The sequence below is a fragment of the Kribbella sp. NPDC050281 genome (genome assembly GCF_040655855.1).
GTDB lineage: Bacteria > Actinomycetota > Actinomycetes > Propionibacteriales > Kribbellaceae > Kribbella.
The window spans coordinates 39,802-63,907 of the sequence record NZ_JBFAKS010000006.1 but is presented as its reverse complement, the minus strand read 5'-3'; the positions used below and the strand labels follow the sequence as shown (position 1 = coordinate 63,907).

The window sequence follows — 24,106 nt, the reverse complement described above, 5'->3', positions numbered from 1 at the left end:
GACTTACCTTGGAATCATGTACACCATCGAGCTGGAAGCCGAGGAACTGCAACTACTGCGATCCGCCCTCGGGAGCTACCTCCAGGCCTTCGGCCACAACGAAGCCGACCTCGTGCGAGCCGCCAGGGCCGTCCTGGTCAAGCTGCCCGAGCCGGTCCAAAGCCAGGCCAGCTGAGGTCAGCGCTGCTCAGGTTCCAGTACGGCGACCGGAATCGTGCGCTTGGCCTTGGTCGCGAACCGACCGATGCCCGGGTCCTCGCGCAGGATGACATCAGTCCACGCGGTCCGCCGCTCCACCCCGGTCAACTCCCGCGGACGCATCCGGACGTGCTTCGCGCCGAGCTGCACGTCGGTCACCTCGACCGCGCGCAGGTTGCGGAACCAGTCCGGATCCCGCCGGGAGCCCGACCCGGTTCCCCACACCAGTAGCCCGTCCGGCGCCTCCAGGTATCGCACGCACGTCAATGCGGTACTCCGGTCCGCCGGCCGGGCGTGGTCAGCATCAGGACGTGCACGTCCTTGCTCCCACTCGCAAACCGCCCGTCGAGGGTGCGATACATCCACACCCCGATCCGATTCCCCATCCGCAGCATCCGCCGACCCATCACAACCACCCCCGCTCCCGAGCGTCCGGCGATCACCCGCGTCCGTCAACCACTCGGCTCAGTCGCAGGTGCGGACCGCCAGCCCATCACAACGGCCGTCACCACATCGCACTCACGCTCAGCGGCCCCGACGAGTGCCGATGGTGATGGCCCACAGGTCCAGCACCTCCGACGGACAGTCAGCGGGTGTGTTCTGCTCACTTCCCGGCGGGATTAGCGTCTGGGGCGGACGGTGAGGGGGACTGGTTTGCGGGTGTGCTCTGCTCACTTCCCCGCGGGGTTAGCTTCTGGGGCGGACGGTGAGGGGGACTGGTTTGCGGGTGTGCTCTGCTCACTTCCCCGCAGGGTTAGCTTCTCGGGCGGACGGTCAAGGGGACTGGTTTGCGGGTGTCGGTGAAGAAGTCATTGCCCTTGTCGTCCACCACGACGAACGCAGGGAAGTCCTCGACCTCGATCTTCCAGACGGCTTCCATCCCGAGCTCGGCGTACTCGACCACGTCCACCGACTTGATGCAGTCCTGCGCGAGCCGGGCTGCCGGACCGCCGATCGAGCCGAGATAGAAGCCGCCGTGCTCCTTGCACGCCTGCGTCACCTTGGCCGAGCGGTTGCCCTTGGCAAGCATCACGAACGATCCGCCGGCGGCCTGGAACTGATCGACGTACGCATCCATCCGGCCGGCCGTCGTCGGCCCGAAGGACCCCGACGCGTACCCCTCCGGAGTCTTCGCCGGACCCGCGTAGTACACGGCATGGTCGCGCAGGTACTGCGGCATCGGCTCGCCCGCGTCCAGCCGCTCCTTGATCTTCGCGTGCGCGATGTCCCGAGCGACGACCAACGGGCCGCTCAGCGACAGCCGGGTCTTCACGGGCAGCTTGGTCAGCTCCGCGCGGATCTCACTCATCGGCCGGTTCAGGTCGATCCGGACCACCTCGGTGTCGTCGGCGAGGTGCTCGTCGGTGGTGTCCGGCAGGAACCGCGCCGGGTCCCGCTCGAGCTGCTCCAGGAACACACCCTCCGGCGTGATCTTCGCCAGCGCCTGCCGGTCCGCCGAGCACGACACCGCGATCGCGACCGGACAGGAGGCGCCATGCCGCGGCAGCCGGATCACCCGCACGTCGTGGCAGAAGTACTTGCCGCCGAACTGCGCGCCGATCCCGAACTCCTGCGTGAGCTTGAAGACCTCCTCCTCGAGCTCCAGGTCGCGGAACCCGTGCCCCATCGGCGATCCCGAGGTCGGCAACGAGTCGAGGTAGTGCGCGGAGGCGTACTTCGCGGTCTTCAGTGCGTACTCCGCCGAGGTGCCGCCGACCACGATTGCCAGGTGGTACGGCGGGCAGGCCGCCGTACCGAGGGAGCGGATCTTCTCGTCCAGGAACTTCATCATCCCATCCGGGTTGAGCACCGCCTTGGTCTCCTGGAACAGGAACGACTTGTTCGCCGAGCCGCCACCCTTGGCCATGAACAGGAACTTGTACGCCGGGTCGCCGTGGTCCGGGGTCGAGTACAGCTCGACCTGGGCCGGCAGGTTGGAGCCGGTGTTCGTCTCCTCCCACATGGTCAGCGGGGCCATCTGCGAGTAGCGCAGGTTCAGCGTGGTGTACGCGTCGTACACCCCGCGGCTGATCCACTCCTCGTCGGCCGCGCCGGTGAGCACGCCCTCGGACTTCTTGCCCATCACGATCGCGGTGCCGGTGTCCTGGCACATCGGCAGTACGCCGCCGGCCGAGATGTTCGCGTTCTTCAGCAGGTCGAGTGCGACGAACCGGTCGTTCCCGGACGCCTCCGGGTCGTCGATGATCCGGCGCAACTGCTCCAGGTGCGCGGTCCGCAGGTAGTGCGAGATGTCGTGCATCGCCTCCGCGGTCAGCGACCGCAGTACGTCGGGCTCGATCTGCAGGAACGTCCGGTCGCCAGCCGTGAACGTGCTGACACCTTCGGTCGTCAGCAGCCGGTACTCCGTGTCGTCGGCACCCAGCGGCAACAGATCGGAGTAGTTGAAGTCGGCGGACACCGGCGTACCTCCAAGGGAGCTGGTCTGAGGGATCCAAGCCTAGTTCGGCCCGTCGGGCGCCGCTCCCTCACCCCTTGACCGCGTTCCAGGCACCCCGCACCTCCAGGCCGAGTGCAAGCCGCTGCCACGCATGCTGATATCCGGTCACGTTCTTGCCCGCGAACCTGCTGGTCGCCGCCCTCACCCGGCGCCGAAGACCGAGCGCCAACCCGCCGACTCCCAGCCCACCCAGGCAGAACAGAAAGATCCCGGCCCCCTGGACCAGACCGCCGGCGCCGGTCCACTGCATGATCAAGGTCAGCACGATGCCGGCCACCTGCGCCACGAAGGCGATCAGGTACGTGCCTGCCACGAGCTTTCCGTTGCGCATCCCGCCCCAGTCCATGGTGGACAGTATGGACGCAGGCTCAGGGGCGGGATCAGGGGTTAATCGGGGGAGATTCCCGTCGGCGGGTGGTGCTGTCCGCGCGTATCGTGCTGACGTGGCCCAGGATGAGGTTCCCCAGGACAACCGACCGCAGGACTCGGTGCCCGCGCAGCCCGCGCCGGCGACGGGTGACGAGCTGGCGCTTCGCCGCCGGGTCTCCGACCTCGAGCGGGAGGAGGTCGCCGACGTACTACGCGATGCCGCGGGCGAGGGCCGGCTGTCGTACGCCGAGCTCGAGGAGCGGCTGGAGCAGCTGTACGCCTCCAAGACGTACGGCGAACTGGTCGAGATCACCGCAGACCTGCCGAACGGCCCGCGCGTCCCGGCTGCGTCGGGTGTGCCGGCCGTGAGCCCGCACTACGGCGGGGCGATGGTCGAGGCCGGCCCGGTGATCAACGTGTTCATGTCGGAGACGAAGCGCACCGGCAACTGGCTGGTCCCGCAGCGCCAGGAGATCAACGCCGTCCTCGGCGACGTCACCCTGGACTACACCGAAGCCCAGCTCCCGTCCGCCGAGGTCTTCGTCGAGGTGAAGTCGATCCTGGCCGACGTGAAGATCCGCGTCCCGCGCAACGCGATCGTCCACCTGGACAGCAACCCCATCCTCGGCTCGATCTCCGAACAGGAATCCGCCCTCTCCGCCGCCGACCCCACCACGCTCGCCACCCCCACCACCTTCCACATCCGCGGCACCGCCATCCTCGGCGAGATCAAGATCAAACGAGGCCCCCGCCTCAGCAAACGCCTCGGCCTGAGCTGACCGGCTGCACGGAATCATCCGCAACGGAGGGTGATCAACTTGCTATAGCATCCGTGCTATGGCCTGGGGTACCGTTGAACTCGAAGCCGAGGTGCGCACCTGGCTCGAAAGCTTGTCAACCGATCTGTTCGCACGAGCTGCCTTCTACGTGGACCTACTTGCTGAGCAGGGTCCGTTGCTGGGCGAGCCCTACACGAAGCAGCTCGACGGCAAGCTTCGAGAGTTGCGTTTCTGGCTCGATCGGGACGCGATGCGGATCAGCTACTGGATCGCCACCGACCGTCGGATCATCCTGCTGACGGTGTTCAGGAAGACCCGAATGCGGGAGACGCGGGAGAAAGACCGAGCGGTGAAGGCGTATCGCAGGTGTGTCGCGGAAGCGCACATCGTGCCGGTGACGGAGGAGGACAGGTGACGAGCCGGACGGGATGGGACGAGGTTCGCGGGCGCCGGATGGCAGAGCCTGGTGCTGAGGAGGCGTATGACGCGACCCGGCGTGCTTACGAACTCGGAGCAGCGGTGCGGCAGATGCGTGAGCAGCGCGGCTGGACGCAGACCCGGCTGGCGGATGCGGCCGGTATGACACAGTCGGCGCTCGCGCGCTTCGAAGCCGGCGGGACTGTGCCCACTCTCGCGCTCCTCGAACGGATCGCCCAGGCATTCCAGGCGCGCCTGGTTGTCCGCTTCGACGAGGGCCACTCCGCGGCCTAGGCGGTTGCTCGCCAGCGGCCGGCGGTTCGGTGGATGGTGATGGGGTGGGCGAAGGTTCGGGTGATCAGGGGAGTGGTGAGGACGTCTTCGGCGGGGCCGGCGGTGAGGAGGCGGCCTTCGCGGAGGAGGGCCGCGTGGGTGGTGGAGGTCGGGAGTTCCTCGAGGTGATGGGTGACGAGGATCGACGCCAGGTGGGGATGTGAGGCGTGGACCTGGTCGAGGGTTTCGAGGAGTTGTTCGCGGGCGGCGACATCGAGACCGGTCGTCGGTTCGTCCAGGAGCAGGAGGCGCGGGTCGGAGATCAGCGCACGGGCGATCAGCGCGCGACCGCGTTCACCTTGGGACAGGTTGGTCCAGGACGCGTCGAGGTGCGTACCGATCCCGAGCAGCTCGACCAGTTCCGCGGCCCGGGCGTCCTGGTCGGGCGTCGGCTCCCAGCGCGGCATCAGCTCGATCGTCCCGGTCAGACCGGTGAGGACGACCTGCCGGATCGTCAGCGGCGACCGCAGCGGATGACGTGGGTTCACGTGCCCGATCGACTCGCGCAGGGTCCGGATGTCGACGGCGCCGAGGCGACGGCCGAGGATCTCGACCGTGCCCCGGGTCGGGTGGGTGATGGCGCCGCACAGGTTCAGCAGGGTGCTCTTGCCCGCGCCGTTCGGCCCGAGCAGCGCCCAGCGTTCCCCCTCGCCGACCGTCAAGGACACCCCGCCGAGCAGCAGTTTGCCGTCCCGGACGAAGTCGACGTCCTTCAGTTCGAGCACCCGAAAACCTCCTCGTAAAGACCCTTCAACTCCACCGCACTCGCTTCCCGGCCGGTCTCGTCTGTGTGTCGCTGCACGTGCCGGGCGAACTCGACCTCTTCCGTCGCGCTCATCCGCACGCCGTACGACGACTCCAGCACATGCGCGATCCCACCCTTCCCGGACTGGCTGTTGACCCGGACGACGGCCTCGTACCCGCGCCCGACGTCCGCCGGGTCGATCGGCAGATACGGCACATCCCACGCCAGCTCCGACGCCGGTACGCCGACTTCCGCGGCCCGCCGGTGATGGTCCGCGAAACCCTTCCGGATCGCATCCTGATGGGTCCCGGAGAACGCCGTGTACACGAGCTCACCGACGTACGGATGCCGCGGGTGGATCGGCATCCGGGTGCAGTACTCGACCGTCTCCCGGATCCGGTCGATGGCCGAGAAGTCGACCATCGGGTCGACGCCCTGCGCGTGCAGGTTCAGCGCGAGCGTCGCGATGTCGACGTTCCCGGTGCGTTCGCCGTTGCCGAAGATGCAGCCCTCGACCCGCTGCGCACCGGCGAGGACGGCGAGCTCCGCGCAGGCGATGCCGGTACCTCGGTCGTTGTGCGGGTGCACGGACAGGATCACGCTGTCGCGCCGCGGCAGGTTCTTGTCCATGTACTCGATCTGGTCGGCGTACACGTTCGGCGTCGCGACCTCGACCGTGGCCGGCAGGTTGAGGATCACCGGCCGCTGCGGCGTCGCATCCCATCGCTTGGTCAGCTGGTCGGACAGCTCGAGGATGTAGTCCGGCTCGGTCAGGTTGTACACCTCCGGTGAGAACTGGAAGCGCACGTTCTCCTGCCCTCCCGCGAGCCTGAGGATGTCCTCGGCCCCGGCGTAGATGAGCGACGCCAGCTCGTCCCGGGTACGACGCAGCACGACGTCCCGCCACACCGGCGCGGTCGCGGCGTACATGTGGATCACGACCTGGCCGCGCATCCCGGCGATCGACTCGACGGTCCGCTCGATCAGCTCGGGCCGGGCCGGAGTGAAGACGACGATCGTGACGTCCGGCGGGACCAGGTCGCTGGTGGCCAGCAGCCGGACGAAGTCGAAGTCGGTCTGCGAGGCGGACGGGTAGCCGACCTCGATCTCTTTGTAGCCCATGGCAACCATCAGCTCGAAGAAGCGGCGCTTGCGCTCGGGGTCCATCGGGTCGGCCAGCGCCTGGTTGCCGTCGCGCAGGTCGACCGGCACCCACAGCGGTGCGGCGGTGATCCGGCTGTCCGGCCATTCACGGTCGACCGGGGCGACCGGGACCTTGCCGAAGACGTCGCGATAGCGGTGGCTGGGCATGGGGGAGTTCTGCTGGCGGTTCCAGTCCATGGTGGGTCCTTCGGCTCGTGCGGGAGACGGACCGGCAGGCGAAAGCACTCCACGGAGGGGGTGCCGGTCGAATCAGCTCCCGCCGTGGCGGCCAAGAAGGAGGCGGCCCGCAAGCAGGAGGTTCGAGGACATGCGGACACGCTAACCCGAAACCAACTCCTCAGACAAGCTGAGAACTTCCGGACACCGGCGGGCCTACACTGAGCGGCATGATCCGCCGTCACCCGCTGGCCGAGCAGGCCGCCGAGGAGCTGCTCCGCCGGATCGGCAGCGGCGAATGGGCGCTCGGCCAGAAGCTGCCGGGCGAGACCACGCTGGCCGCGCAACTCGGCGTGGGCCGGTCGACGATCCGTGAGGCGGTCCGGGAACTGGCCGGCCGCCGGGTGCTGGAGAGTCGGCAGGGCGCCGGTGTGTTCGTGATCGCGCACCAGGCCACGGAGGACTGGGACAAGGTCCTCCGCCGCGCCGACATCACCGACGTACTGGAGGGCCGGCTCGCGATCGAGACCGAGGCGGCGAGGCTGGCGGCGTCCCGTCGTACGCCGGCCGACCTCAAGGCGTTCCGCTACACGCTCGCCGACCGGAAGCGGGCGTCGGAGAACTCACCGGACGACTGGTACGTCGAGGCCGACCTGGCGTTCCATCGAGCCGTGATCACGGCCGCGCACAACGCCGTACTGACGGAGCTGTTCGACACGTTCGTGCCGCGGATCCGGCGGGCGATGATCGACATGCTGCGGATGGATGAGCAGCACCGGCACCGGCATGACCAGGCGGCCCACGTGGCGATCGCCGACGCGATCCGCGACCGCGACCCGGATCTTGCGGCCGCCCGGTCCCGCGAGCACCTGAGCGCGGTCCGGAGCTCCGTCTCCTAGGAGCGGTGCTGGTCGTGGAGTGATCGCAGCCAGGGCGTGAGGGCGTCGAGATCCTCGACGTTGTCCTGCGGGATGCTGATCGGTCGAGTACGCCGGTCAGCCGGGCGGATCTGCACCGTCCGGACTCCCGGCAGACCGGCCGGATCGTCGATGCTCGTGATCCCGGACCACCGCAGGCTGCGGCCACGGCTGATGCCGTCGGCGTCGACCTTGACGACCGGGCGGTTGGTGATCAGTTGCCACAGCGTGAGCCCGGTGCCGTAGACGAACGCGGCCAGCGCCGTCAGCCGCAGTACGCCGAGCGTCCCGGACATCTCGCCCGCGCGGATGTGGTCGACGTTCGTCCACGCGGACAGCACCATCAGCAGGCCGAATCCGGCCAGCCGGATCGTGAGCCGTCCACGGCGTGGCGGGAAGACCACGCTGCCTTTGGACTCCAGCTCGGAGGTCCAGGTCTCGGCGGACATGTCAGGATCCCCACTTCGCCGTGTGTTCCGCGGCGGTCGGCGGGTCGGCGCCGTGCCGGGTGCAGGTGATCGCGGCCGCCTTCACCGCGTAGTCGACGACCTCGCGCAGATCGTCGGCCGTCAGCCCGGACAGCCGCGTCGCGCCGAGAAGCCCGCGCGCGTTCAGCCCGGCGATGAGCGCCGACATGAGCGAGTCGCCCGCGCCGACCGTGTCGACCACCTCGATGGCCGGCGCCGGCACCTCGACGCGCCCGTCCCGGCTGATCCCGATCGCGCCGTCCCCGCCGAGGGTGATCACCACGCACTGGGTCCGCTCGGCGCTCAGCAACTCGGCGGCGATCTCGTCAGGCGACGCTCCGGGCCGGAAGAACCTGCAGTCCTCGTCGCTCAGCTTGACCAGATCGGACCACGCAGCCAGCTTCCGGATGGCGGCCCACGCCGGCACCGGATCCGGGGTGATCGTCGGCCGGGCGTTCGGGTCCAAGGTCACCGTGACCGGCTGATCGGCGACAGACTGCAGGAACTCGCGGATCGCTCCGGCGCCCGGCTCGAGCATGGTCGCGATCGAACCGGTGTGGATCGCCGGGCACCCCCGCGGCCGCGACAGCGCCGGCGGATCCCAAGTGATGTCGAACTGGTACGACGCGACTCCGGCCGGATCGAGCGTGGCGGTCGCAGTACTCGTCCGGAAACTCGGGTCCACCGAGCCGGGTGCGAGCTGGACGCCGTTCCCGAACAGGTGCGCCCCGAGCTGGTCGCCGTACGGATCGGTCCCGAACCGCGCCACCAACTCGGTCGGCACCCCGAGCCGAGCCAGCCCGACCGCCACATTCGCCGCAAAGCCCCCCGGCGTCGCAGTGCTCTTGCCGTTGCCGTTGCGGGGAGCCCGCGCCGCCGGCACGACAATGTCCACGAGAGCCTCACCGATAACAAGGACGGGTGCGGTCACGGGGCCTCCCGGCCTGGACTGAGGAGCGAAGCGACTGGAGTGACGAGGGAAGGGCGGGAGTCAAAGCCCCGTGACCACGCCGGTGCCGGAGGCCCGGCCAAAGGTACCGTCATCGGGCGTGGTCGAAGTCGATGGCTGAGTATGCGCGGAGCTTGGAGAGTTGGTGGACGCTCTCGATGCTGCGGATGGTGCCGCTGCGGGAGCGCATCACCAGCGAGTGGGTGCGGGCGGTGGACCGGCCGTACCGTACGCCGCGCAGTAGTTCGCCTTCCGTGATTCCGGTGGCGACGAAGAAGCAGTCGTCGCCGCTGACCAGGTCGTCGGTGTCGAGCACCCGATCGAGGTCATGGCCGGCGTCGATCGCCTTCTGCCGTTCGTCGTCGTCCTTCGGCCAGAGCCTGCCTTGGATCAGCCCGCCCAGGCACTTCATCGCACAGGCCGCGATGATGCCCTCCGGCGTACCGCCGATGCCGATCAGCATGTCCAGACCGGTGTCCGGCCGAGCCGCCTCGACCGCGCCCGCCACGTCGCCGTCGCTGATGAACTTGATCCGCGCACCGGCCGCCCGGATCTGCGCCGCCAGTTCCTCATGCCGCGGCCGGTCCAGAACGACGACCGTCACGTCGTCGACGGTGGAGCCCTTCGCCTTCGCCACCCGGCGGATGTTCTCCGCGACCGGCAACCGGATGTCGACCACGTCGGCCGCCTCCGGGCCGACCACGAGCTTCTCCATGTAGAACACCGCGGACGGGTCGTACATCGAGTTCCGCGCCGACACCGCCATCACCGCGATGCCGTTGGCCATGCCCTTGGCAACCAGCGTCGTACCGTCGACCGGATCGACCGCGACATCGCACTCCGGGCCGTCGCCGGAACCGACCTGCTCGCCGTTGTAGAGCATCGGGGCGTTGTCCTTCTCGCCCTCGCCGATCACCACCACGCCGTTCATCCCGACCGTGCCGATCAGGGTGCGCATCGCGTTCACCGCCGCGCCGTCGGCCCCGTTCTTGTCGCCGCGCCCGACCCAGCGGCCCGCCGCCATCGCCGCGGCCTCGGTGACCCGGACCAGCTCGAGGGCGAGGTTGCGGTCTGGCGCGTGCGCCTCGACCTCCAGATGGGCAGGTGGCGTGGTCGGGTCACTCATGCCAACGGATGGTAGCCAACGCGGTCTCCGGCCGTTTCGGCGAGATGGGACACTCATGCCATGAGTTCGACAGGTCAGGGTGCTTCCAGCGAGGCGGAGGCGCGGGAGAAGGCCCGCGCGCGGGCCGAGGCGATCGCTTACCGGGAGCAGAACCAGAAGGATCGGGCCAAGGCGCGCACGCTGACGAACATGGTCTGGGCGCTGCTGGCCTGCTTCATCGTGGTCGCGTTCCTGATGATCGTCACCTGGCGGCCGAAGCACGAGCAGGTCAAGGCGGTCGAGTACACGGCCCAGTTGGAGGACGCGAAGAAGGTCGCACCCTGGGTCCGCGGACCGGAGCCGATGCCGTCCGGCTGGACAGCGACCAGCGTGGAATTCGGCACCCCGGAGCAGGCTCCGATCACCTGGCACCTTGGCACCGTCACGAACGAGAAGAAGTACGTCGGCCTCGAGCAGTCCAATGTCACCGGCGGGAAATTCCAGTCCGACAAACTCGGCCGGACCTCCGACGACGGTACGTCGACCGTCGGCGGCGTCACCTGGCAACGCAAGGTGCTGCTCGACCGCAAAGAGGAGAACGCCTTGGTCCTGGTGGGTTCCGGCGCCACCACGATCGTGACCGGGAATGCCGGATATCCCGCCCTTGAAGCGTTTGCTTCGGCGTTGCGCTGACCGTTTTCGCAGGCTTTTCTGACCGCGTTCCGGACGGTCGTTGACACATCTGCCGGGTTCGGGTTTCCATCGTTTTTCGGCTGTTTACACGCTCGGGGAAGAGTGCGAAGGAGCCTCACGTGGTTGCGCTCTCCCGGGCGGGGAGTTGATGCGCCGATGTTCGTCACGGGGCTCCTGCTTGCCGCCGACAGTTCCCCGCACCTCGGCGTACCCAGGCAATTACTCGCTTATCACGGCGACACGCTGCTCGGCGCGACCCTGGATGTCGCCCGGACCTGCGGGTTCGACCAGCTGATCGTGACGCTGGGCAGTGCCGCGGACCAGATCCGCGACCGGGTCGACCTGGACGGTGTACGGGTGGTGGACTCACCGCACGCGGACACCGGCAGCTCTTCGATCGTGCCCGCCCTGGATGCGGTCGATCGCCGGACCGACGGCATCGTGGTGATGCTCGGGGACCAGCCGGGTGTGACCTCGGCCACCGTGTGGTCGCTGGTCGCCGAGGTCGCCGGGCCGGCCACCCCGATCGGCGTCTGCCGGTACGACAACGGCCACGGGCACCCGTGCTGGTTCGGCCGGGAACTGTTCGGAGAGCTAGGGCAACTGCGCAGCGACGACGACCTGTGGGACCTGATCGAGGGCGGCGGCTACCCCCTCACCCAGGTCGATGCCATCGGCAACATTCCGGCGCGGGCCGGGACCTGGGACGACTACCGCCGCCTGGTCTCCGGCCACACGCCGGCCCTCGGCGCGTTCACCCCCGGCGCCTTCGAGGACACCCCGATCGACGACGCGCACCCCGTCCCACTCCCCACGCGTCCCCGCCGCCGCCGTCGTACCGCGTCCTGACGCCGACCTAGTCCGCCCCGACCAGCCGCAGTCCCACCACGCCCGCGACGATCAGGGCCATGCAGGCCAGGCGAGCGGGGGTGACCGGCTCGTCGAACAGCACGATGCCCAACGTGACCACGCCGATCGAGCCGACCCCGGTCCACACCGCGTACGCCGTACCGACCGGGAGGCGGTCGAGCGTCCTGGCCAGCAGAACGACGGAGATCACGCCGAAGACGAGCACGCCGACCGTCGGCCACGGCCGGCTGAATCCGTCGCTCGGTTTCAGGCTGAGGGCGAACGCGATCTCGAACGCGGCCGCCGCGAGGAGTACCAACCACGCCATCAGGCCGCCAGCGCTCCTCCGCGCAGATGCCGCTGCGTGACGGTCGCGACCCGCGCGCCGAGAGCCGCCGCGGTCCGCAGATCGGTCGCCGGCGGCGCCTTCTCGGCCGAGAGATCCGCGTCGGACTGTGCCATCGCCCCCAGCCAGCTGCCGAGCCGGTTGAGATCCTCGATGCTCGCGGTCGACTCCGCCCAGCCTGGGTAGAGATCGAGTCCGACCCAGATCATCCCGTGCTGCGCGGCGAACACGGCCAGGTCGACCAGACTGTTCAGCTTGTCGCCGGACATCGCCTTCGAGTTGGTGAACCCGGCGGCGATCTTGTCCCGCCAGCCCAGGTCGGCGGCCCAGATCTTCACGCTGGCCTCCGCGAACGCCTTGAAGACAGCGCTAGGGCTGCCGAAGTACGTCGGGGCGCCGAAGATGATCGCATCCGCGGCGGCGAGCCGGTCCCAGATGTCGTCGGTCAGCTCATCCAGCAGAACCAGGTCCGTCACGGTGCCAGGCACCGATGCGGCGCCGGCGGCGACCGCCTCGGCCTGCTTCGCAGTATGGCCGAACCCGGAGTGATACGCGATCGCGATCCGGGCGGACGTGTTGCTCATCGACGTCCTCGCTTCGCTCCGGGCGCCGATGAGACACGAGATGCACTGTGCTTGATGATGAACTCGCTTCGCTCGTTCATGTTCTTCCTCCAGAGACTTTAGCGGACTACAGTCCGTCTTATGAACGACAGTACCGGACCGCGGTCCGCTTTACAACGGAAGCTGGCGGTCGTCGGGGAGCCGCGCCCGGAACGCGCCGACGCCCGCCGGAACCGGCTCCGGGTGCTCGAGGCGGCCGATCGGCTGTTCACCGAGCAGGGCGTGAAGAACGTGTCGCTGGACGCGATCGCGGCGGCGGCAGGTGTCGGCAAGGGGACGGTCTTCCGCCGCTTCGGCGACCGCGCCGGACTGGCGGTCGCGCTGCTCGACGAACGCGAGCAGGAGTTGCAGGCGAAGATCCTGAGCGGCCCACCGCCGCTGGGTCCCGGCGCGGCGCCGGTCCTGCGGGTGATCGCTTTCCTCGACGCGTACCTCGACCTGCTGGACCGTCACGTCGAGCTCTTCATGGACAGCGAGAACGCCTCGGACGGCGCTCGCTACCGAATCGGCTCCTACAATCTCTGGCGCCGGCACCTGGCCCTGCTGATCGAGGAAGCCCGCCCGGACCTCGACGCCGACTACACCGCACACCTGGTCCTGGCTCCGCTGGCCGCCGACCTGCACAAATCCCTCCGCGACCAGGGCTTCGACCTCGCACGCATCAAGTCCGGGCTTCACACCGCAACGACCAGCCTGCTAGGCGCGGTCAGCGGCGTGTGAACCTGCCCGTGATCGTCACGATGCCGGTGGCGTTCCGGGTGAGCTGTCCGGCCCATTCGAGGGCGTCGTCCAGCGTCGGCCGACGGGGTTTGTAGGCGTTGGCGAACGACCAGTAGTGCTTGCGTTCCTCGAGTGGTTCCTCGGCGAGTTCCGCGACCGCCAACCTCGGCGGAATTGTCTGGTGGGCCAGGAATTCCTTCCACTGCAGGCGTTGCATCCTGAGGTACCGGAGTCCGGCGAGCTGTCCGAGCGAGGACAGCTCCGCGGAGGGCGCGTCGGTGAGATCGAGCGCGTACAAGGAAGGGCAGGACGCCAGCGGCAGGAGATCGATCGGTTTCTCACTGCGCAGAATGACCTGACTCACCGTCGGGTGACCCCGCAGCCCGGACAGGTCGATGGTGTCGGTGCCGAGGTCGAGTACCTCGACAGGCGTTGCGAGCAACGGTGAGAGGTCGACACCGGCGACATTGCGGACAGAGAACTTCTGCAGCGCCGGCGCCGCACTCACCGGCCGCAGGTCGACCCACGGCGCGTTGTGCACCGACAGTTCGCGAAGCTCTGCGGTCAGGCCGCTCACCGGTGCCGCGTCCCTTCCGGTCAGCTCGAGCGTGCAGTTCTCGTCGTACTGGCGTTCGTACTGACTGACGTCGCCGGCGTTGATCCACAGCCCCTCGTCGTCATCGCGCTCGACGCGACCGGAAACCAACGCGTCGACGTGCCGGCGCAACAGCTCGGTCACCGAGTCGGCGACATAGACCGGGCCGCGGTAGTACGACCGCCCGATCAGGATGACCTGACCGGGCCGACCGTTGGGACCGGGCGCCATGTCGACTGCGAGATAGTTCCCGAATGTGTCGGTGGCGAAGGGGATCCACGCCGGATGGTCCGCGAGCCGACGGACGGCGCCCGGCGGCCCGAAGTCCTTGGCGAACGAGTATGAGTCGACGTAGCGCTGCCATCCGCGCGTGACCCACCACCGTTCGTCCTGATCGGCGAAATGTTCCAGCGTCTCGAGGCCGAACCAGCCGAAACCATGGAGCATGCCCCGTCCGCCGTCACCGTCGACGACGGCGTACAGAGCGCTGAGATCCCGTGGTAGCGGGACACTTGTTGCGGGCAGGGGTGGCGGCAGTTCGTCGGACGACGGGCCGAGCAGATCCTCGAGCCGCCGGCGGTATTCGTTGAACAAGGCAACAGCCTCGACGGGATCTCCGGCCTCGGCGGCGTCGCTGGGAGCTGCCAGGGGCTCGGGCGGCTCGGACTCCTTGTCCACCAGGTAGCGGAACCCGCGGTCATCGGCGCGATCGAGTCGCTCGCTCAGGACAGCCCGGTAGCGACCGCGGGATTCCAGCTCCAGATCGATCGTGAGGTGTTCTGCCGCCTCCATCAACGTGTGGACGGCTGTCATGCCGCCGTGCACGTCGATGTCGTTCGTGCCGTACTCGTTCAGCTCCTTCGGCTCGAACCAGAAGCCGCGGTGTCCGGTTCCGCCCTGGCCGACCGCGTAACCATGCAGCTCCGCACGCTTCCAGCTCCGAGGAGCGGCCTCGGCGATCTCCTCGGCCAGCTCTGTGAGCACAGCCGACAGAGCACCTTCACGATCCTTGTCCACTGCTGCTCAGCTTCGGTTGCTCAAGAGCGCAAGGGCCAGGTTCTGCTGCTCGTCCGATGGTGGCCGCGTCCACGTGTATCCGCGCAGGTCGTCCTCGAGCATGCGTGCCATCACGACGGACAGTACGTCCTTGGGCTCGGCGTACTCCATCTGCGGCCTCAGGTCGCGGTAGTGCTCGACAACTCGCTCGAAGCAGAAGACGAGCGTGTTGATGTACTTGCTCTTCTCCGCCTCGGCCCGGTCGAAGGCGGCGACGTACTCCGGACTCTCCGGTGTCATCACGTCCTTCATGACGTCCAGCCGGTTGCGGTACTCCGTCGGCTCACCCGCGAGGGCGGACGCCTCCTGGTACATCCGCTCCACGTGCTCGGGATTCTTGGTGAGAACACCCATGGTCAGGTAGCCCTTGTTCTCATCGGCATAACCGCCGGCGAACTCGTGGTCCACCCCCTGGGCGAACGTCGCGGACATCATCGCGTCGGTGAAGGCGTACTTGTCCATGCCGTCGACCTCGGTGACGTCCTCGCCCATCCACTCGTCGTTGTAGTAGAGAACGCCGTCGACCTCGCCCTCGGCGGCCCGCATCACCAGGTCGTGAACGGCGCGGGCGGGATCCTGCACCGCCGCCGGTCCCATCGCGGCGAACTGCTCGGTCAGGGAGTACAGCGAGATGAGCATCATCGGGCTGTAGACCCGCAGGAGACCCTCCGACCGCATGGGGTAGCAGCCGCGATCATCGTCGTACGCCTCCAGGCCGGCCATGAACGCCTTCTCCTGCTCAGGCGTCAGCGTCAGCTCCCACAGCCACTTCTGCTCGACGTGGAACTTGTAGAAGTCCTCGCCCTTGAGCGGATCACGGATCTTCCGGAACCACACCACGAACCCGGCCAGGCCGAGCACGAGTACTCCGACCACGATGAGCGCGATCACCATCTACGACAAACCTCCGGCAAGATGAATTGCGTTGCCTGCAAGGGAAACGGGCGCGAGGACAGTATTTGCCAACGTCCGCCCGAATCCGGGGAAGGGTTTACCGTAGTAGTCCGCGAGGTCACCGGCGGCCGAGCGACAGCCTGATCTCCGGAAGGTCGTTCAACGACGAGCAGGTCCGGTCGGCCCTCTCGGTGAATCCATAGCGCGCAGAGAACCGCCGCGCCCGAGTATTTGCCTCAAGCACCCAAACCCAAACATCCGTGCAGTCTGGCAACTCGAGCCTCCGCGGCTCCCAGTAGGTCCTCTTCTTGGGCTGCTCGGACGGCCGGTGTGCTCAGTTGGATTTCTCCTCGTGGGCGGCTTGGGCTTTGGCGAGGCGTTCGCGGGCGCCGTCCAGCCAGCGTTGGCAGGTGGCGGCCAGTTCTTCGCCGCGTTCCCAGAGCGCGAGGGACTCCTCGAGGGTGGTGCCGCCGGCTTCGAGCTTGCGGACCACCTCGACCAGCTCTTCCCGGGCCTGCTCGTACGTCATGTCGGGACGGTCGCCGCTCACGTGTTCTCCTCGGACTTGACTTCGACTGCGAATCGGCCGTCGGTCACCCGCGCCTGCAACAGATCTCCGGGCGCCACCTGCGCCACCTCCCGGACCGCGGTCCCGTCGGCCAGCTGGAGAACCGAGTACCCGCGCTCGAGCGTCGCCTTCGGGGACAACGCCCGTACGCTCGCCAGCCGGTGGGTGATGTCGTCGCTCGCCCGATCCAGCCGATGCGTCAGAGTCCGCCGGCTCCGCTCGATCAGCGCCGCGACCTCGTCGGACCGCCGTTGCAGGTCCGTCACCGGCGCCGCGAGCGACGGTCGGCTCCGAATCGCCGCCAGCGCGTGCATCTCCCGATCGAGCCACGAAGTGACTGCCCGCAGCCCGCGCTCGCGCAACTGCCGAACACCGTCGAGCTCCTCGCGGACGTCGGGAACGATCCGCTTCGCCGCGTCCGTCGGGGTCGAGGCGCGCAGATCGGCGACCAGGTCGAGCAGCGGCGAGTCCGGCTCGTGCCCGATCGCGCTCACGATCGGCGTCCGCGCCTGCGACACAGCCCGGATCAGTCCCTCGTCCGAGAACGGCAGCAGATCCTCCAGCGATCCGCCGCCGCGCGCGATCACGATCACCTCGACCGACTCGTCCGCGTCCAGCTTCCGCAGCGCGGTCATCACCTCACCGGCCGCCGTCGGCCCCTGCACCGACGCGTACTCGATCCGGAACGCCACCGCCGGCCACCGCCGCTTCGCGTTCTCCAGTACGTCGCGCTCCGCCGCGGAATCGCGACCACAGATCAGCCCGATCGTGTGCGGCAGGAACGGCAGCTTCTTCTTCCGGTACGCCGCGAACAGTCCCTCGGCCGCGAGCAGCTGTTTGAGCCGTTCGATCCGGGCCAGCAGTTCACCGATGCCCACGTGCCGGATCTCGTTGACCGCCAGCGCGAGCGTGCCGCGGCGGGCGAAGAAGTTCGGCTTCGCGTTCACGACCACGCGGGACCCGTCCGTCACCGGCGGATCGACGGCCTCGAACACCCGCCGGTTGCAGGTGAACCGCAGCGAGATGTCCGCATCGGTGTCGCGCAGTGTGCCGAACACCGTCGTCGTACCGCGCCCGATCGACACGTCGGTCAGCTGGCCCTCGACCCACACCGCACCGAGCTGGTTGATCCAGCTGGCGATCCCGTTCGCAATCGTGCGAACGGCCGCAGGCGCATCCGGTGAGGTCTCCAAAGCCACCCCCAGACCCTACGACCCCGCGCCGACAAACCCCGCGCGACGCACGCGGATCACTTAGCGTTGCCTGATGCGCCCGTTACTGCTGCTCGATTTCGACGGTCCGCTGAATCCGTACCGGGCGCCGGGGACTCCGCCTGGATACGTGCGGCACGAAATCGTCGAGGGGGAGAGGACCTGGGTGGTGCGCATCAACCCGCAGCACGGGGTGGAGCTGAACGCGCTCGCCGGCACCTTCGACCTCGTCTGGGCCACCAGCTGGGAACGCGGCGCCAACCGCCTGCTGTCCCCGTTGCTCGGCCTGCCAAGAGATCTCCCGACGATCCTCTGGCCGGACCGTACGCCGGTACGCCGCGGATCGTGGAAGACGCCGTACGTCGCGGACTGCGTGGGGGATCGCCCGTTCGTTTGGATCGACGACGATGTGGACTCCGACGACGAGAGGTTCTTCCACCGCGACCACCAGTTGGTGCACCAGGTGGATCCGCGAATCGGGCTGACGGCAACGGATTTCGCGGCGATCCGGACCTGGGCCGACGGAAAATCCTTTGCGGACAACGCGATTCCCCCGCATCCTTGAGGCATTGGAACACCTCCCACGGGGGAGCCGTCCGGACAGGGCGGACGGCTCCTCGACTTGTCTTCGTGACACTGTTCACACAAATCCGGTCGGCTCGGGCTGCCGTGACGGCGGCCCGTACCATGGGGGACGTGACTGCCCAGCCTGACAACACTCAACCGACGACCGCGGTGCGGACGAAGCGGGTGCTGCTTGCTGCCCCGCGCGGGTACTGCGCCGGTGTGGATCGGGCGGTCGTGGCGGTGGAGAAGGCGCTCGACCTCTATGGTCCGCCGGTCTACGTGCGCAAGGAGATCGTGCACAACAAGCACGTCGTGCACACCCTGCAGTCGCGCGGTGCGATCTTCGTCGACGAGACCGACGAGGTGCCCGAGGGCGAGACGGTGATCTTCTCCGCACACGGCGTCGCCCCGGTGGTGCACCAGGAAGCAGCCGCGCGGCAACTGAAGACGATCGACGCCACCTGCCCGCTGGTCACCAAGGTGCACCACGAGGCCAAGCGTTTCGCCGCCACCGACTACGACATCCTGCTCATCGGCCACGAAGGCCACGAGGAGGTCGTCGGCACCAGCGGTGAGGCGCCGGAGCACGTCCACCTCGTCGACGGGCCGGGCGACGTACCGAATGTGACTGTCCGCGACCCCGAGAAGGTCGTCTGGCTGTCCCAGACCACGCTGTCCGTCGACGAGACCATGGAGACGGTCCGACGGCTGCGCGAGCGGTTCCCGAAGCTGCAGGACCCGCCGAGCGACGACATCTGCTACGCGACCCAGAACCGCCAGGCCGCGGTGAAGAAACTCGCCGCGGAGGCCGACCTGATGATCGTGGTCGGCTCCCGCAACTCGTCGAACTCGGTGCGCCTGGTCGAGGTGGCTGTCGAGCACGGTGCCAAGGCCGGCTACCTGGTCGACTACGCCGACGAGATCGACGAGGCGTGGCTCGAGGGTGTCGACTCGGTCGGCGTCAGCAGCGGCGCGAGCGTGCCGGAGGTGCTGGTTCGCGATGTCCTGCGCTGGCTGGCCGAGCGCGGCTACGCCGACGTCCAAGAGGTCACCACGGCCGAGGAGAGCCTGACCTTCGCTCTGCCTCGTGAGCTCCGCAGTGACCTCAAGGCCGCCGGCCTTCCCACGACCGGTACGTCGGACCACGCCTGGACTATTTGATCACCAGCTTGATGGTCCTGACGGTGTCCGTGATGCTGCAGTACCGCACGGTGTAGCGGAAGGTGTACGTCCCCGGCTTGGTGTAGGTGTGCGTTTCGGCCGTGTACGTCTCCTGTCCGGTCTTCCGCGTCTTCGCCCCGTTGCGGTGGAACCACACTTTCGTCAGCGAGGGCTGGACCAGGTCCTCGGCCAGATGCCACTCACCCGTCAGCAGGTACCCGAACCGTTGCAGCGCGGTGAAGCGCCCGTCGACGAACTCGGCGAACTCCGTGTCCCGTCCTGGATTCATCCCAACCCCCAGTGCTCCCGTATCGGTCAGCAGTGTGATGACCGGGTGGGATCAAAAGGTTGAGTCGCGATCGGCCGGGTGTGAAGTTGTGATCTGTCACGCCGAAGCGTCGTACTTCTCCTGGGCCTGGGTGATGGCGGGCACGTGCTCCTCGGCCCAGTTGCTGACCACCGTGATCGGCTCGATCAGGGACTCGCCCATCGGGGTCAGGGCGTAGACGACGCGAGGCGGGACCTCGGCGAAGACCTCGCGCGTGACCAGGCCGTCGCGCTCCAGCCGGCGCAGGGTCTGCGTCAGCACCTTGGGCGCGACCTGGCCGATCCCGTCGCGCAGTTCGGTGAACCGGCGCGGCCCGTCCTTCAGCCGCAGGACGACGAGCGCCGTCCACTTGTCGCCGATCCGGTCCAGGATCACCCGGGTCGCGCAGTTCGGGTCGAAGAGATCGCCCCGCTCCCAGGTCTGGCCATTAGTAACCATCAGGTACTTATAGCACGTTGAAGTGCTCAGTAACCAATCGATACTATTGGAGAAACAAGTTGAGATTTCATCCAGATCGAAGGGAATCGCCAGTATGAAGATCGCGGTCTACGGTGCGAGTGGCATGGTCGGCAGCCGGATCGCCGCCGAGGCGGTCAGTCGCGGCCACGAGGTCACCGGCATCACCCGCTCCGGCGGTGAGTTTCCGGCCGGCGTCCAGGCGGTGCAGGGGAGCGCCAACGATGTGGCCCTGGCGAAGGAGTTCACGGCCGACGCTGATGTGCTGGTTGCCGCGCTGGGCCCGAGCCGCACGGGCGGGGACCACCAGGACTACTTGGATGCCATCGACAACCTGATCGCGGCCGTCAGCGGTACGAAGACGCGCCTGCTGACGATCGGCGGCGCCGGCGGTCTGGAGATCAACGGCAGCCGGGTCGTCGACGGTCCGGACTTCCCGGCCGAGTACAAGGGGGAGTCGCTCACGGTCGCCGAGGCGCTCGAGGCGTTGCGCGCCACCAGCGAGGACGTCAACTGGACGATGCTGGCCCCGGCCTTCGTGATCGCGCCCGGCGAGCGCACCGGCACCTTCCGGCTCGGTCTCGACGAGCCGGTCGGTGACCACATCTCGGCCGAGGACTTCGCAGTCGCGGCGGTCGACGAGCTCGAGCGTCCGGCCCACAACCGCCGGCGCTTCACCCTCGGCTACTGATTGCCGAGGGGCTTGCCCAGGTAGCCGCGGGCGATCATCGTCACCCACGCGTAGACGGCGTCCTCCGCGGGTGCCAGCGGGCCGGGCCGGAAGTGCGGCGACTCGGCTCCGCGCTGCACCGACTCGCACGCGGCCCAATCCTCGCGATTCGTCACGTCCCAGAAGTCCACGGCGTACGACGGATCCTGCACTTCGGCCGGGAAGTACCACGAGCACTCGATCGCGGTCAGGCCCGGGGCGCGTGGCTCGAGGCGGTGCGTCATCACGTAGTCCGGGTGGAGCGAGATCAGCAGGTTGGGGAACAGCCCCAGGTAGTTCACCCGGCGTGGATCCACGCCGGGCAAGGCGATCCCTTGTGAGCGTCCGTCGAGCGACATGGTCTCGACCCCGGGCCGCAGATCCATCAGTCCGCCGACCCAGGCACCGGGGAGGTTCCAGTTGTCGCCGGAGTTCGGCGGTGACACCTTGCACAGCTCGGGGTGGATCAGCGGGCAGTGGTAGCACTCGTGGTAGTTCTCGACGATCGTCTTCCAGTTCGACGCGACGTCGTACTGGTGCCGTGCCTTCAACTGGAGGGACTCGGGCGCGTACGGCGCGACGAGGTCCGTGAGTCCGCCGAGGTGTTCGCCGAACGGTCCGGCCGTGGCGGTCGCGTTCACGAACAGCCAGCCGTGCCACACCTCCGCGGGCAGTTCGACGAGGTTGTACGGCGCGGGGTCGAAGGCGTCGCCCATCCGGGGTGCGGCCTTGACCGCGCCGTCGAGTTCGTACGACCAGCCGTGGTACGGACAGACCACGGACCGCCGTTCGCTGGTCTCGTCGTTCTGCAGCAGTTCGTGCCCGCGATGCCTGCAGGTGTTGGCGAACGCGCGCGGTCGTTCGCCGAAGGTCAGCACGACCGAGATGTCACCGACGGTGGTCGCGCGGTGGGTCGTATCGGTGGACAACTCGTCGACCCGGCCGAGACAGCTCCAGCTGCCGGCGAAGAAGTGCCGGCGTTCCCAGGCCAGGACAACGGGATCCATGTAGGCCTCGCGCGACAGCATGACCGACTCACCATGCGGTCGCAGCGAGGCTTCCAGCGCGCGGAGATCGACCGGAGCATTCGCCATTCGCCCACTATCCGGTGACGGTGGGCCGGAAGTCGAGCGCTACCGCGTGGCGGCGACGTACTGGCCGAGGACGTAGTCCCAGCCGGTGTCGTAGCCGGCGCGGGCGCGGACACCGTCGGCGCGGCGCTCCCAGCCGGAGTGCACCAGCGCGAGCTCGGTGCCGTCGTCCACCGGGGTGAACGTGATGGTCACCTGGCCGGCCTGCTCCGGATCGCTGCCCGGATGCCAGCTGAAGCTGAGGGATGTGGGCGGATCCCAGTCCGAGATCGTGCCCCAGGTCGCGAGCTCGCCGTCGTCGCCGTACTCGATGATCCGGCCGCCGGCGAAGCTCTCGACCCGGATGGCGCGGGCGTCTTCCGCACCGACCGAGTGCGACACCATCGGCCACCACGCGGAGATCTCGGCGGTGAACACCTCGAACGCGCGCTCGGTGCCGACCGGCACAACGATCTTCTTCACCAACGGCGCCAAGCCTTGGTCAATGTTCATCCCGCTCCTCCTCGGTCCGCCGGATGTGGTCGGCGTACGCCTCCAGTGCATCGCCCCAGAACTGGTCGAGCCAGTCCCGGAGCTCGTCGAGACCTGCGCGGTGGATGCGGTAGATGTTGCGCGTCCCGCGCGATTCGTGGCGCACCAGTCCGACCGCCCCCAGCACCTTCAGGTGCTGCGAGATCGCCGGCCGGCTGACGGGCACCTGCCCGGCCAGGGTGCTGACCGAGCAGGGCCCGCCGCGTCGCAGTGTCTCCAGGATCACCCGTCGGGTCGGGTCGCCGAGTGCATCCAGCACCGGCCCCGCCGCCTCGAGTGATCCGTAAGTCCCCACGAACGGTAAGTTGCCACTAACCAAAGCCGGAGTCAAGCCCTCGGCGGATCAGTTGAAGGGGTCGAGGATCAGGCTCGCCTGCCGCGGGTCGCCGTCGTGGACGAGCGCCTCGTGGTTGCCGACGTCGTCGAAGGCGAAGCCGTACGCCTTCCCGTCCACCATCTGCGCGTGGATGTTCCGGGCGTACTGGTTGGTGACGGAGTCCTGGTAGAAACCGCTGTTGTTCGGGTCCGGCTGGTTCGGGTTCACCAGCAGGGTCGAGCGGTTGTAGGCGGCGCACAGTGTCCGTGAGATCGGGCCGCGGACCTGGTCGTTGGGTGCGTCGAGCAACTTGAAGCAACCGAAGATGCTGGCCGAGTCGGGTTTCTGGAACGACGTGACGACCGCGCCCGAACTGTTGGTGAAATTCATGACGTTGCCCGACACGCGACCGAAGTACTTGAGGTTCGGCTGGTCGCCGAACGGTGTGACCGTCAGGGTCTCGTTGGTGTACTTCGCCCAGACCCGGTTCACGTAGTCGTCCATCGCGTTCGCCGGGAGTGCGCCGGTCTCGACGCCATACAGGGGTGAGAGCGCTCGTAGTACCGATCCGTCCGGGGCTGTCTGGATCAGGTTGCCCCACCCACCGGACTGGCTGCGGAGTGCGTTGTAGAAGCCGTTGTATCCGCCGGATTTCAGGTGCCCGGTGGTCTTGGTGCTGCCGTCGGGGAGTTGTACGGCGACGGCGTACGGGGCCGAGAACATGTCGACCTGCGTGCTGTTGATCCACAGGCCCGAGTCGTTGAGCGTGTACTCCGACCAGTTGAACAGGATGTTCCGGTTCGGATCGCTCGGATTCTGTACGGCGGGCTGGACCAGGCCGCCGGTGGTCAGTTTGAAGACCAGCTTCTGGCCGTAGGAGAAGTACACCCGGCCGGAGAACTTCGGCATCTGGATGGTCGTCGACTGGCCGTTGGATGGGCCAACGATCGACGCGTCCGGTGCCGGCGTCGGCGGGTTGCCGCCGGCCGGCCAGGCATGGAAGTTGCCGGAGGCATCGGCCCAGCCCTGCTGCCCGGTGGCCAGGTTCGTGCCCAGGTTGTAGATGTAGACCGCGTCACCGCGGCCCGAGTTGTTGGTGATCTTCAGTGGGATGGTGGCCGGAACCGCTTGGGCGGGCTGGTCGATGACGGCCGTCAGCACGCCGGCCACGGTCGCCGCGGCCGCGGCGAGCGCCAGCAGTCGGTGTCTGATGCGCACAGATCCTCCTCAGGTCAGTCCCGTTCGAGAAGGCGAGGCACCGGCCGGCCGAGCTGTCGCGCTACCAGGCCGCAACAGCGCCCGAACCGGCGCTCAGGTCCGGACGGCGAGGGACGG

At 68.0% G+C, this 24,106-nt stretch carries 32 protein-coding genes; 11 read left to right on the top strand and 21 right to left on the bottom strand.

Annotated features, from left to right (window positions below; all coding sequences use genetic code 11):
- Positions 1 to 16 precede the first annotated feature (16 nt).
- Complete coding sequence (locus AB0I34_RS08660; RefSeq protein WP_360441696.1) at positions 17 to 175, top strand: hypothetical protein; 159 nt, start codon at positions 17 to 19, stop codon at positions 173 to 175.
- Positions 176 to 177: 2 nt separating this feature from the next.
- Here AB0I34_RS08660 and AB0I34_RS08655 read toward each other — a convergent pair whose 3' ends face one another.
- From AB0I34_RS08655 to AB0I34_RS08640, 4 genes are all read right to left on the bottom strand, one after another.
- A complete protein-coding gene (locus tag AB0I34_RS08655; protein ID WP_360441693.1) occupies positions 178 to 456 on the bottom strand; it encodes a nitroreductase/quinone reductase family protein in 279 nt (92 codons plus the stop codon).
- Positions 457 to 461: 5 nt separating this feature from the next.
- Entirely contained in the window at positions 462 to 605 is a 144-nt protein-coding gene (locus AB0I34_RS08650) for a hypothetical protein (protein WP_360441690.1), read from the bottom strand.
- A gap of 347 nt (positions 606 to 952) precedes the next feature.
- Positions 953 to 2,617: a fumarate hydratase gene (locus AB0I34_RS08645; protein ID WP_360441687.1), complete on the bottom strand. Its 1,665-nt coding sequence runs from the start codon at positions 2,615 to 2,617 to the stop codon at positions 953 to 955.
- A 67-nt stretch (positions 2,618 to 2,684) separates the two neighbouring features.
- Entirely contained in the window at positions 2,685 to 3,002 is a 318-nt protein-coding gene (locus AB0I34_RS08640) for a hypothetical protein (RefSeq protein WP_360441683.1), read from the bottom strand.
- 97 nt (positions 3,003 to 3,099) lie between these two features.
- Here AB0I34_RS08640 and AB0I34_RS08635 point away from each other — a divergent pair, with 97 nt between their 5' ends.
- Genes AB0I34_RS08635 through AB0I34_RS08625 form a run of 3 tightly spaced genes read left to right on the top strand, consistent with a single transcriptional unit; the run spans position 3,100 to position 4,515 of the window.
- Entirely contained in the window at positions 3,100 to 3,804 is a 705-nt protein-coding gene (locus AB0I34_RS08635) for a DUF1707 domain-containing protein (protein ID WP_360441680.1), read from the top strand.
- A 58-nt stretch (positions 3,805 to 3,862) separates the two neighbouring features.
- On the top strand, positions 3,863 to 4,219 hold the full coding sequence (locus AB0I34_RS08630; protein WP_360441677.1) for a type II toxin-antitoxin system RelE/ParE family toxin: 357 nt from the start codon (positions 3,863 to 3,865) through the stop codon (positions 4,217 to 4,219).
- On the top strand, positions 4,216 to 4,515 hold the full coding sequence (locus AB0I34_RS08625; RefSeq protein WP_360441674.1) for a helix-turn-helix transcriptional regulator: 300 nt from the start codon (positions 4,216 to 4,218) through the stop codon (positions 4,513 to 4,515). The genes AB0I34_RS08630 and AB0I34_RS08625 overlap by 4 nt, the downstream gene beginning before the upstream one ends.
- On the opposite strand, the gene AB0I34_RS08620 is transcribed toward AB0I34_RS08625, so the two are convergent.
- On the bottom strand, positions 4,512 to 5,279 hold the full coding sequence (locus AB0I34_RS08620; RefSeq protein WP_360441671.1) for an ATP-binding cassette domain-containing protein: 768 nt from the start codon (positions 5,277 to 5,279) through the stop codon (positions 4,512 to 4,514). The two genes, AB0I34_RS08625 and AB0I34_RS08620, sit on opposite strands and share 4 nt — an antisense overlap.
- A complete protein-coding gene (locus tag AB0I34_RS08615) occupies positions 5,267 to 6,640 on the bottom strand; it encodes a 2-isopropylmalate synthase (RefSeq protein WP_360441668.1) in 1,374 nt (457 codons plus the stop codon). The genes AB0I34_RS08620 and AB0I34_RS08615 overlap by 13 nt, the downstream gene beginning before the upstream one ends.
- A 209-nt stretch (positions 6,641 to 6,849) precedes the next feature.
- On the opposite strand from AB0I34_RS08615, the gene AB0I34_RS08610 reads away from it, so the two are divergent.
- Positions 6,850 to 7,518, top strand: coding sequence for a FadR/GntR family transcriptional regulator (locus AB0I34_RS08610; protein ID WP_360441666.1), 669 nt, complete (start codon positions 6,850 to 6,852; stop codon positions 7,516 to 7,518).
- Here AB0I34_RS08610 and AB0I34_RS08605 read toward each other — a convergent pair.
- The 3 genes from AB0I34_RS08605 to glpX all read right to left on the bottom strand — a co-directional run bounded on the left by AB0I34_RS08605 (position 7,515) and on the right by glpX (position 10,078).
- Positions 7,515 to 7,985 carry a hypothetical protein gene (locus tag AB0I34_RS08605; protein ID WP_360441663.1) on the bottom strand — a complete coding sequence of 157 codons (471 nt, stop codon included), beginning with the start codon at positions 7,983 to 7,985 and terminating at the stop codon, positions 7,515 to 7,517. The genes AB0I34_RS08610 and AB0I34_RS08605 overlap by 4 nt on opposite strands.
- A 1-nt stretch (position 7,986) precedes the next feature.
- Positions 7,987 to 8,934 (bottom strand): carbohydrate kinase, encoded by a 948-nt coding sequence (locus AB0I34_RS08600; RefSeq protein ID WP_360441660.1) that lies wholly within the window; start codon positions 8,932 to 8,934, stop codon positions 7,987 to 7,989.
- Positions 8,935 to 9,043: 109 nt separating this feature from the next.
- Positions 9,044 to 10,078 carry a class II fructose-bisphosphatase gene (gene glpX / locus AB0I34_RS08595; RefSeq protein WP_360441657.1) on the bottom strand — a complete coding sequence of 345 codons (1,035 nt, stop codon included), beginning with the start codon at positions 10,076 to 10,078 and terminating at the stop codon, positions 9,044 to 9,046.
- Positions 10,079 to 10,138: 60 nt separating this feature from the next.
- Here glpX and AB0I34_RS08590 point away from each other — a divergent pair, with 60 nt between their 5' ends.
- Both AB0I34_RS08590 and AB0I34_RS08585 read left to right on the top strand, forming a co-directional pair.
- A complete protein-coding gene (locus tag AB0I34_RS08590) occupies positions 10,139 to 10,750 on the top strand; it encodes a DUF4245 domain-containing protein (RefSeq protein WP_360441654.1) in 612 nt (203 codons plus the stop codon).
- Positions 10,751 to 10,906: 156 nt separating this feature from the next.
- Positions 10,907 to 11,599, top strand: a complete 693-nt coding sequence (locus AB0I34_RS08585) for a nucleotidyltransferase family protein (protein WP_360441651.1) — start codon at positions 10,907 to 10,909, stop codon at positions 11,597 to 11,599.
- Between the two features lie 7 nt (positions 11,600 to 11,606).
- Here AB0I34_RS08585 and AB0I34_RS08580 read toward each other — a convergent pair whose 3' ends face one another.
- Positions 11,607 to 11,927, bottom strand: coding sequence for a multidrug efflux SMR transporter (locus tag AB0I34_RS08580; protein WP_360441648.1), 321 nt, complete (start codon positions 11,925 to 11,927; stop codon positions 11,607 to 11,609).
- A complete protein-coding gene (locus AB0I34_RS08575; protein WP_360441645.1) occupies positions 11,927 to 12,529 on the bottom strand; it encodes a flavodoxin family protein in 603 nt (200 codons plus the stop codon). Before AB0I34_RS08575 ends, AB0I34_RS08580 begins: the two co-directional genes overlap by 1 nt.
- A 120-nt stretch (positions 12,530 to 12,649) precedes the next feature.
- On the opposite strand from AB0I34_RS08575, the gene AB0I34_RS08570 reads away from it, so the two are divergent.
- Positions 12,650 to 13,288: a helix-turn-helix domain-containing protein gene (locus AB0I34_RS08570; RefSeq protein ID WP_360441642.1), complete on the top strand. Its 639-nt coding sequence runs from the start codon at positions 12,650 to 12,652 to the stop codon at positions 13,286 to 13,288.
- On the opposite strand, the gene AB0I34_RS08565 is transcribed toward AB0I34_RS08570, so the two are convergent.
- The 4 genes from AB0I34_RS08565 to xseA form a co-directional block, all read right to left on the bottom strand.
- Positions 13,275 to 14,867, bottom strand: a complete 1,593-nt coding sequence (locus AB0I34_RS08565) for an SMI1/KNR4 family protein (RefSeq protein ID WP_360441639.1) — start codon at positions 14,865 to 14,867, stop codon at positions 13,275 to 13,277. The genes AB0I34_RS08570 and AB0I34_RS08565 overlap by 14 nt on opposite strands.
- Before the next feature lie 39 nt (positions 14,868 to 14,906).
- Positions 14,907 to 15,833, bottom strand: coding sequence for a hypothetical protein (locus AB0I34_RS08560; protein WP_360441636.1), 927 nt, complete (start codon positions 15,831 to 15,833; stop codon positions 14,907 to 14,909).
- 334 nt (positions 15,834 to 16,167) lie between these two features.
- The gene (locus AB0I34_RS08555; protein ID WP_131516650.1) at positions 16,168 to 16,362 is read right to left on the bottom strand and encodes an exodeoxyribonuclease VII small subunit; all 195 of its coding nucleotides are present in this window, start codon (positions 16,360 to 16,362) and stop codon (positions 16,168 to 16,170) included.
- A gap of 17 nt (positions 16,363 to 16,379) precedes the next feature.
- Positions 16,380 to 17,600 carry an exodeoxyribonuclease VII large subunit gene (gene xseA, locus AB0I34_RS08550; protein WP_360441632.1) on the bottom strand — a complete coding sequence of 407 codons (1,221 nt, stop codon included), beginning with the start codon at positions 17,598 to 17,600 and terminating at the stop codon, positions 16,380 to 16,382.
- Between the two features lie 67 nt (positions 17,601 to 17,667).
- Here xseA and AB0I34_RS08545 point away from each other — a divergent pair, with 67 nt between their 5' ends.
- The gene (locus AB0I34_RS08545) at positions 17,668 to 18,177 is read left to right on the top strand and encodes an HAD domain-containing protein (RefSeq protein ID WP_360441629.1); all 510 of its coding nucleotides are present in this window, start codon (positions 17,668 to 17,670) and stop codon (positions 18,175 to 18,177) included.
- A 122-nt stretch (positions 18,178 to 18,299) separates the two neighbouring features.
- Positions 18,300 to 19,340 (top strand): 4-hydroxy-3-methylbut-2-enyl diphosphate reductase, encoded by a 1,041-nt coding sequence (locus AB0I34_RS08540; RefSeq protein WP_360441626.1) that lies wholly within the window; start codon positions 18,300 to 18,302, stop codon positions 19,338 to 19,340.
- Here the strand turns inward: AB0I34_RS08540 and AB0I34_RS08535 are convergent.
- Together AB0I34_RS08535 and AB0I34_RS08530 are read right to left on the bottom strand one after the other, a co-directional pair.
- Positions 19,333 to 19,629 carry a hypothetical protein gene (locus AB0I34_RS08535; RefSeq protein WP_360441623.1) on the bottom strand — a complete coding sequence of 99 codons (297 nt, stop codon included), beginning with the start codon at positions 19,627 to 19,629 and terminating at the stop codon, positions 19,333 to 19,335. The genes AB0I34_RS08540 and AB0I34_RS08535 overlap by 8 nt on opposite strands.
- A gap of 96 nt (positions 19,630 to 19,725) precedes the next feature.
- On the bottom strand, positions 19,726 to 20,106 hold the full coding sequence (locus AB0I34_RS08530) for a helix-turn-helix domain-containing protein (RefSeq protein WP_360441620.1): 381 nt from the start codon (positions 20,104 to 20,106) through the stop codon (positions 19,726 to 19,728).
- 94 nt (positions 20,107 to 20,200) lie between these two features.
- Here AB0I34_RS08530 and AB0I34_RS08525 point away from each other — a divergent pair, with 94 nt between their 5' ends.
- A complete protein-coding gene (locus tag AB0I34_RS08525) occupies positions 20,201 to 20,815 on the top strand; it encodes an NAD(P)H-binding protein (RefSeq protein WP_360441617.1) in 615 nt (204 codons plus the stop codon).
- Here the strand turns inward: AB0I34_RS08525 and AB0I34_RS08520 are convergent.
- The 4 genes from AB0I34_RS08520 to AB0I34_RS08505 are packed head-to-tail and all read right to left on the bottom strand — an operon-like array spanning position 20,809 to position 23,989.
- Positions 20,809 to 21,927, bottom strand: coding sequence for an aromatic ring-hydroxylating dioxygenase subunit alpha (locus AB0I34_RS08520; RefSeq protein ID WP_360441615.1), 1,119 nt, complete (start codon positions 21,925 to 21,927; stop codon positions 20,809 to 20,811). The genes AB0I34_RS08525 and AB0I34_RS08520 overlap by 7 nt on opposite strands.
- Positions 21,928 to 21,966: 39 nt before the next feature.
- Positions 21,967 to 22,416, bottom strand: a complete 450-nt coding sequence (locus AB0I34_RS08515) for an SRPBCC domain-containing protein (RefSeq protein WP_360441612.1) — start codon at positions 22,414 to 22,416, stop codon at positions 21,967 to 21,969.
- Positions 22,406 to 22,750 (bottom strand): metalloregulator ArsR/SmtB family transcription factor, encoded by a 345-nt coding sequence (locus tag AB0I34_RS08510; protein ID WP_360441609.1) that lies wholly within the window; start codon positions 22,748 to 22,750, stop codon positions 22,406 to 22,408. The genes AB0I34_RS08515 and AB0I34_RS08510 overlap by 11 nt, the downstream gene beginning before the upstream one ends.
- A 48-nt stretch (positions 22,751 to 22,798) precedes the next feature.
- Positions 22,799 to 23,989, bottom strand: coding sequence for a glycoside hydrolase family 64 protein (locus AB0I34_RS08505; protein ID WP_360441606.1), 1,191 nt, complete (start codon positions 23,987 to 23,989; stop codon positions 22,799 to 22,801).
- Positions 23,990 to 24,106: the final 117 nt, after the last annotated feature.

Coding starts and splice junctions, on each gene's coding strand:
- AB0I34_RS08660 (WP_360441696.1), top strand. CDS start 17: ATGTACACCATCGAGCTGGAAGCCGAGGAACTGCAACTACTGCGATCC.
- AB0I34_RS08650 (WP_360441690.1), bottom strand. CDS start 605: ATGGGTCGGCGGATGCTGCGGATGGGGAATCGGATCGGGGTGTGGATG.
- AB0I34_RS08640 (WP_360441683.1), bottom strand. CDS start 3,002: ATGGACTGGGGCGGGATGCGCAACGGAAAGCTCGTGGCAGGCACGTAC.
- AB0I34_RS08630 (WP_360441677.1), top strand. CDS start 3,863: ATGGCCTGGGGTACCGTTGAACTCGAAGCCGAGGTGCGCACCTGGCTC.
- AB0I34_RS08615 (WP_360441668.1), bottom strand. CDS start 6,640: ATGGACTGGAACCGCCAGCAGAACTCCCCCATGCCCAGCCACCGCTAT.
- AB0I34_RS08610 (WP_360441666.1), top strand. CDS start 6,850: ATGATCCGCCGTCACCCGCTGGCCGAGCAGGCCGCCGAGGAGCTGCTC.
- AB0I34_RS08605 (WP_360441663.1), bottom strand. CDS start 7,985: ATGTCCGCCGAGACCTGGACCTCCGAGCTGGAGTCCAAAGGCAGCGTG.
- glpX (WP_360441657.1), bottom strand. CDS start 10,078: ATGAGTGACCCGACCACGCCACCTGCCCATCTGGAGGTCGAGGCGCAC.
- AB0I34_RS08590 (WP_360441654.1), top strand. CDS start 10,139: ATGAGTTCGACAGGTCAGGGTGCTTCCAGCGAGGCGGAGGCGCGGGAG.
- AB0I34_RS08585 (WP_360441651.1), top strand. CDS start 10,907: ATGTTCGTCACGGGGCTCCTGCTTGCCGCCGACAGTTCCCCGCACCTC.
- AB0I34_RS08580 (WP_360441648.1), bottom strand. CDS start 11,927: ATGGCGTGGTTGGTACTCCTCGCGGCGGCCGCGTTCGAGATCGCGTTC.
- AB0I34_RS08575 (WP_360441645.1), bottom strand. CDS start 12,529: ATGAGCAACACGTCCGCCCGGATCGCGATCGCGTATCACTCCGGGTTC.
- AB0I34_RS08570 (WP_360441642.1), top strand. CDS start 12,650: ATGAACGACAGTACCGGACCGCGGTCCGCTTTACAACGGAAGCTGGCG.
- AB0I34_RS08560 (WP_360441636.1), bottom strand. CDS start 15,833: ATGGTGATCGCGCTCATCGTGGTCGGAGTACTCGTGCTCGGCCTGGCC.
- AB0I34_RS08555 (WP_131516650.1), bottom strand. CDS start 16,362: ATGACGTACGAGCAGGCCCGGGAAGAGCTGGTCGAGGTGGTCCGCAAG.
- AB0I34_RS08545 (WP_360441629.1), top strand. CDS start 17,668: ATGCGCCCGTTACTGCTGCTCGATTTCGACGGTCCGCTGAATCCGTAC.
- AB0I34_RS08540 (WP_360441626.1), top strand. CDS start 18,300: ATGGGGGACGTGACTGCCCAGCCTGACAACACTCAACCGACGACCGCG.
- AB0I34_RS08535 (WP_360441623.1), bottom strand. CDS start 19,629: ATGAATCCAGGACGGGACACGGAGTTCGCCGAGTTCGTCGACGGGCGC.
- AB0I34_RS08530 (WP_360441620.1), bottom strand. CDS start 20,106: ATGGTTACTAATGGCCAGACCTGGGAGCGGGGCGATCTCTTCGACCCG.
- AB0I34_RS08525 (WP_360441617.1), top strand. CDS start 20,201: ATGAAGATCGCGGTCTACGGTGCGAGTGGCATGGTCGGCAGCCGGATC.
- AB0I34_RS08520 (WP_360441615.1), bottom strand. CDS start 21,927: ATGGCGAATGCTCCGGTCGATCTCCGCGCGCTGGAAGCCTCGCTGCGA.
- AB0I34_RS08515 (WP_360441612.1), bottom strand. CDS start 22,416: ATGAACATTGACCAAGGCTTGGCGCCGTTGGTGAAGAAGATCGTTGTG.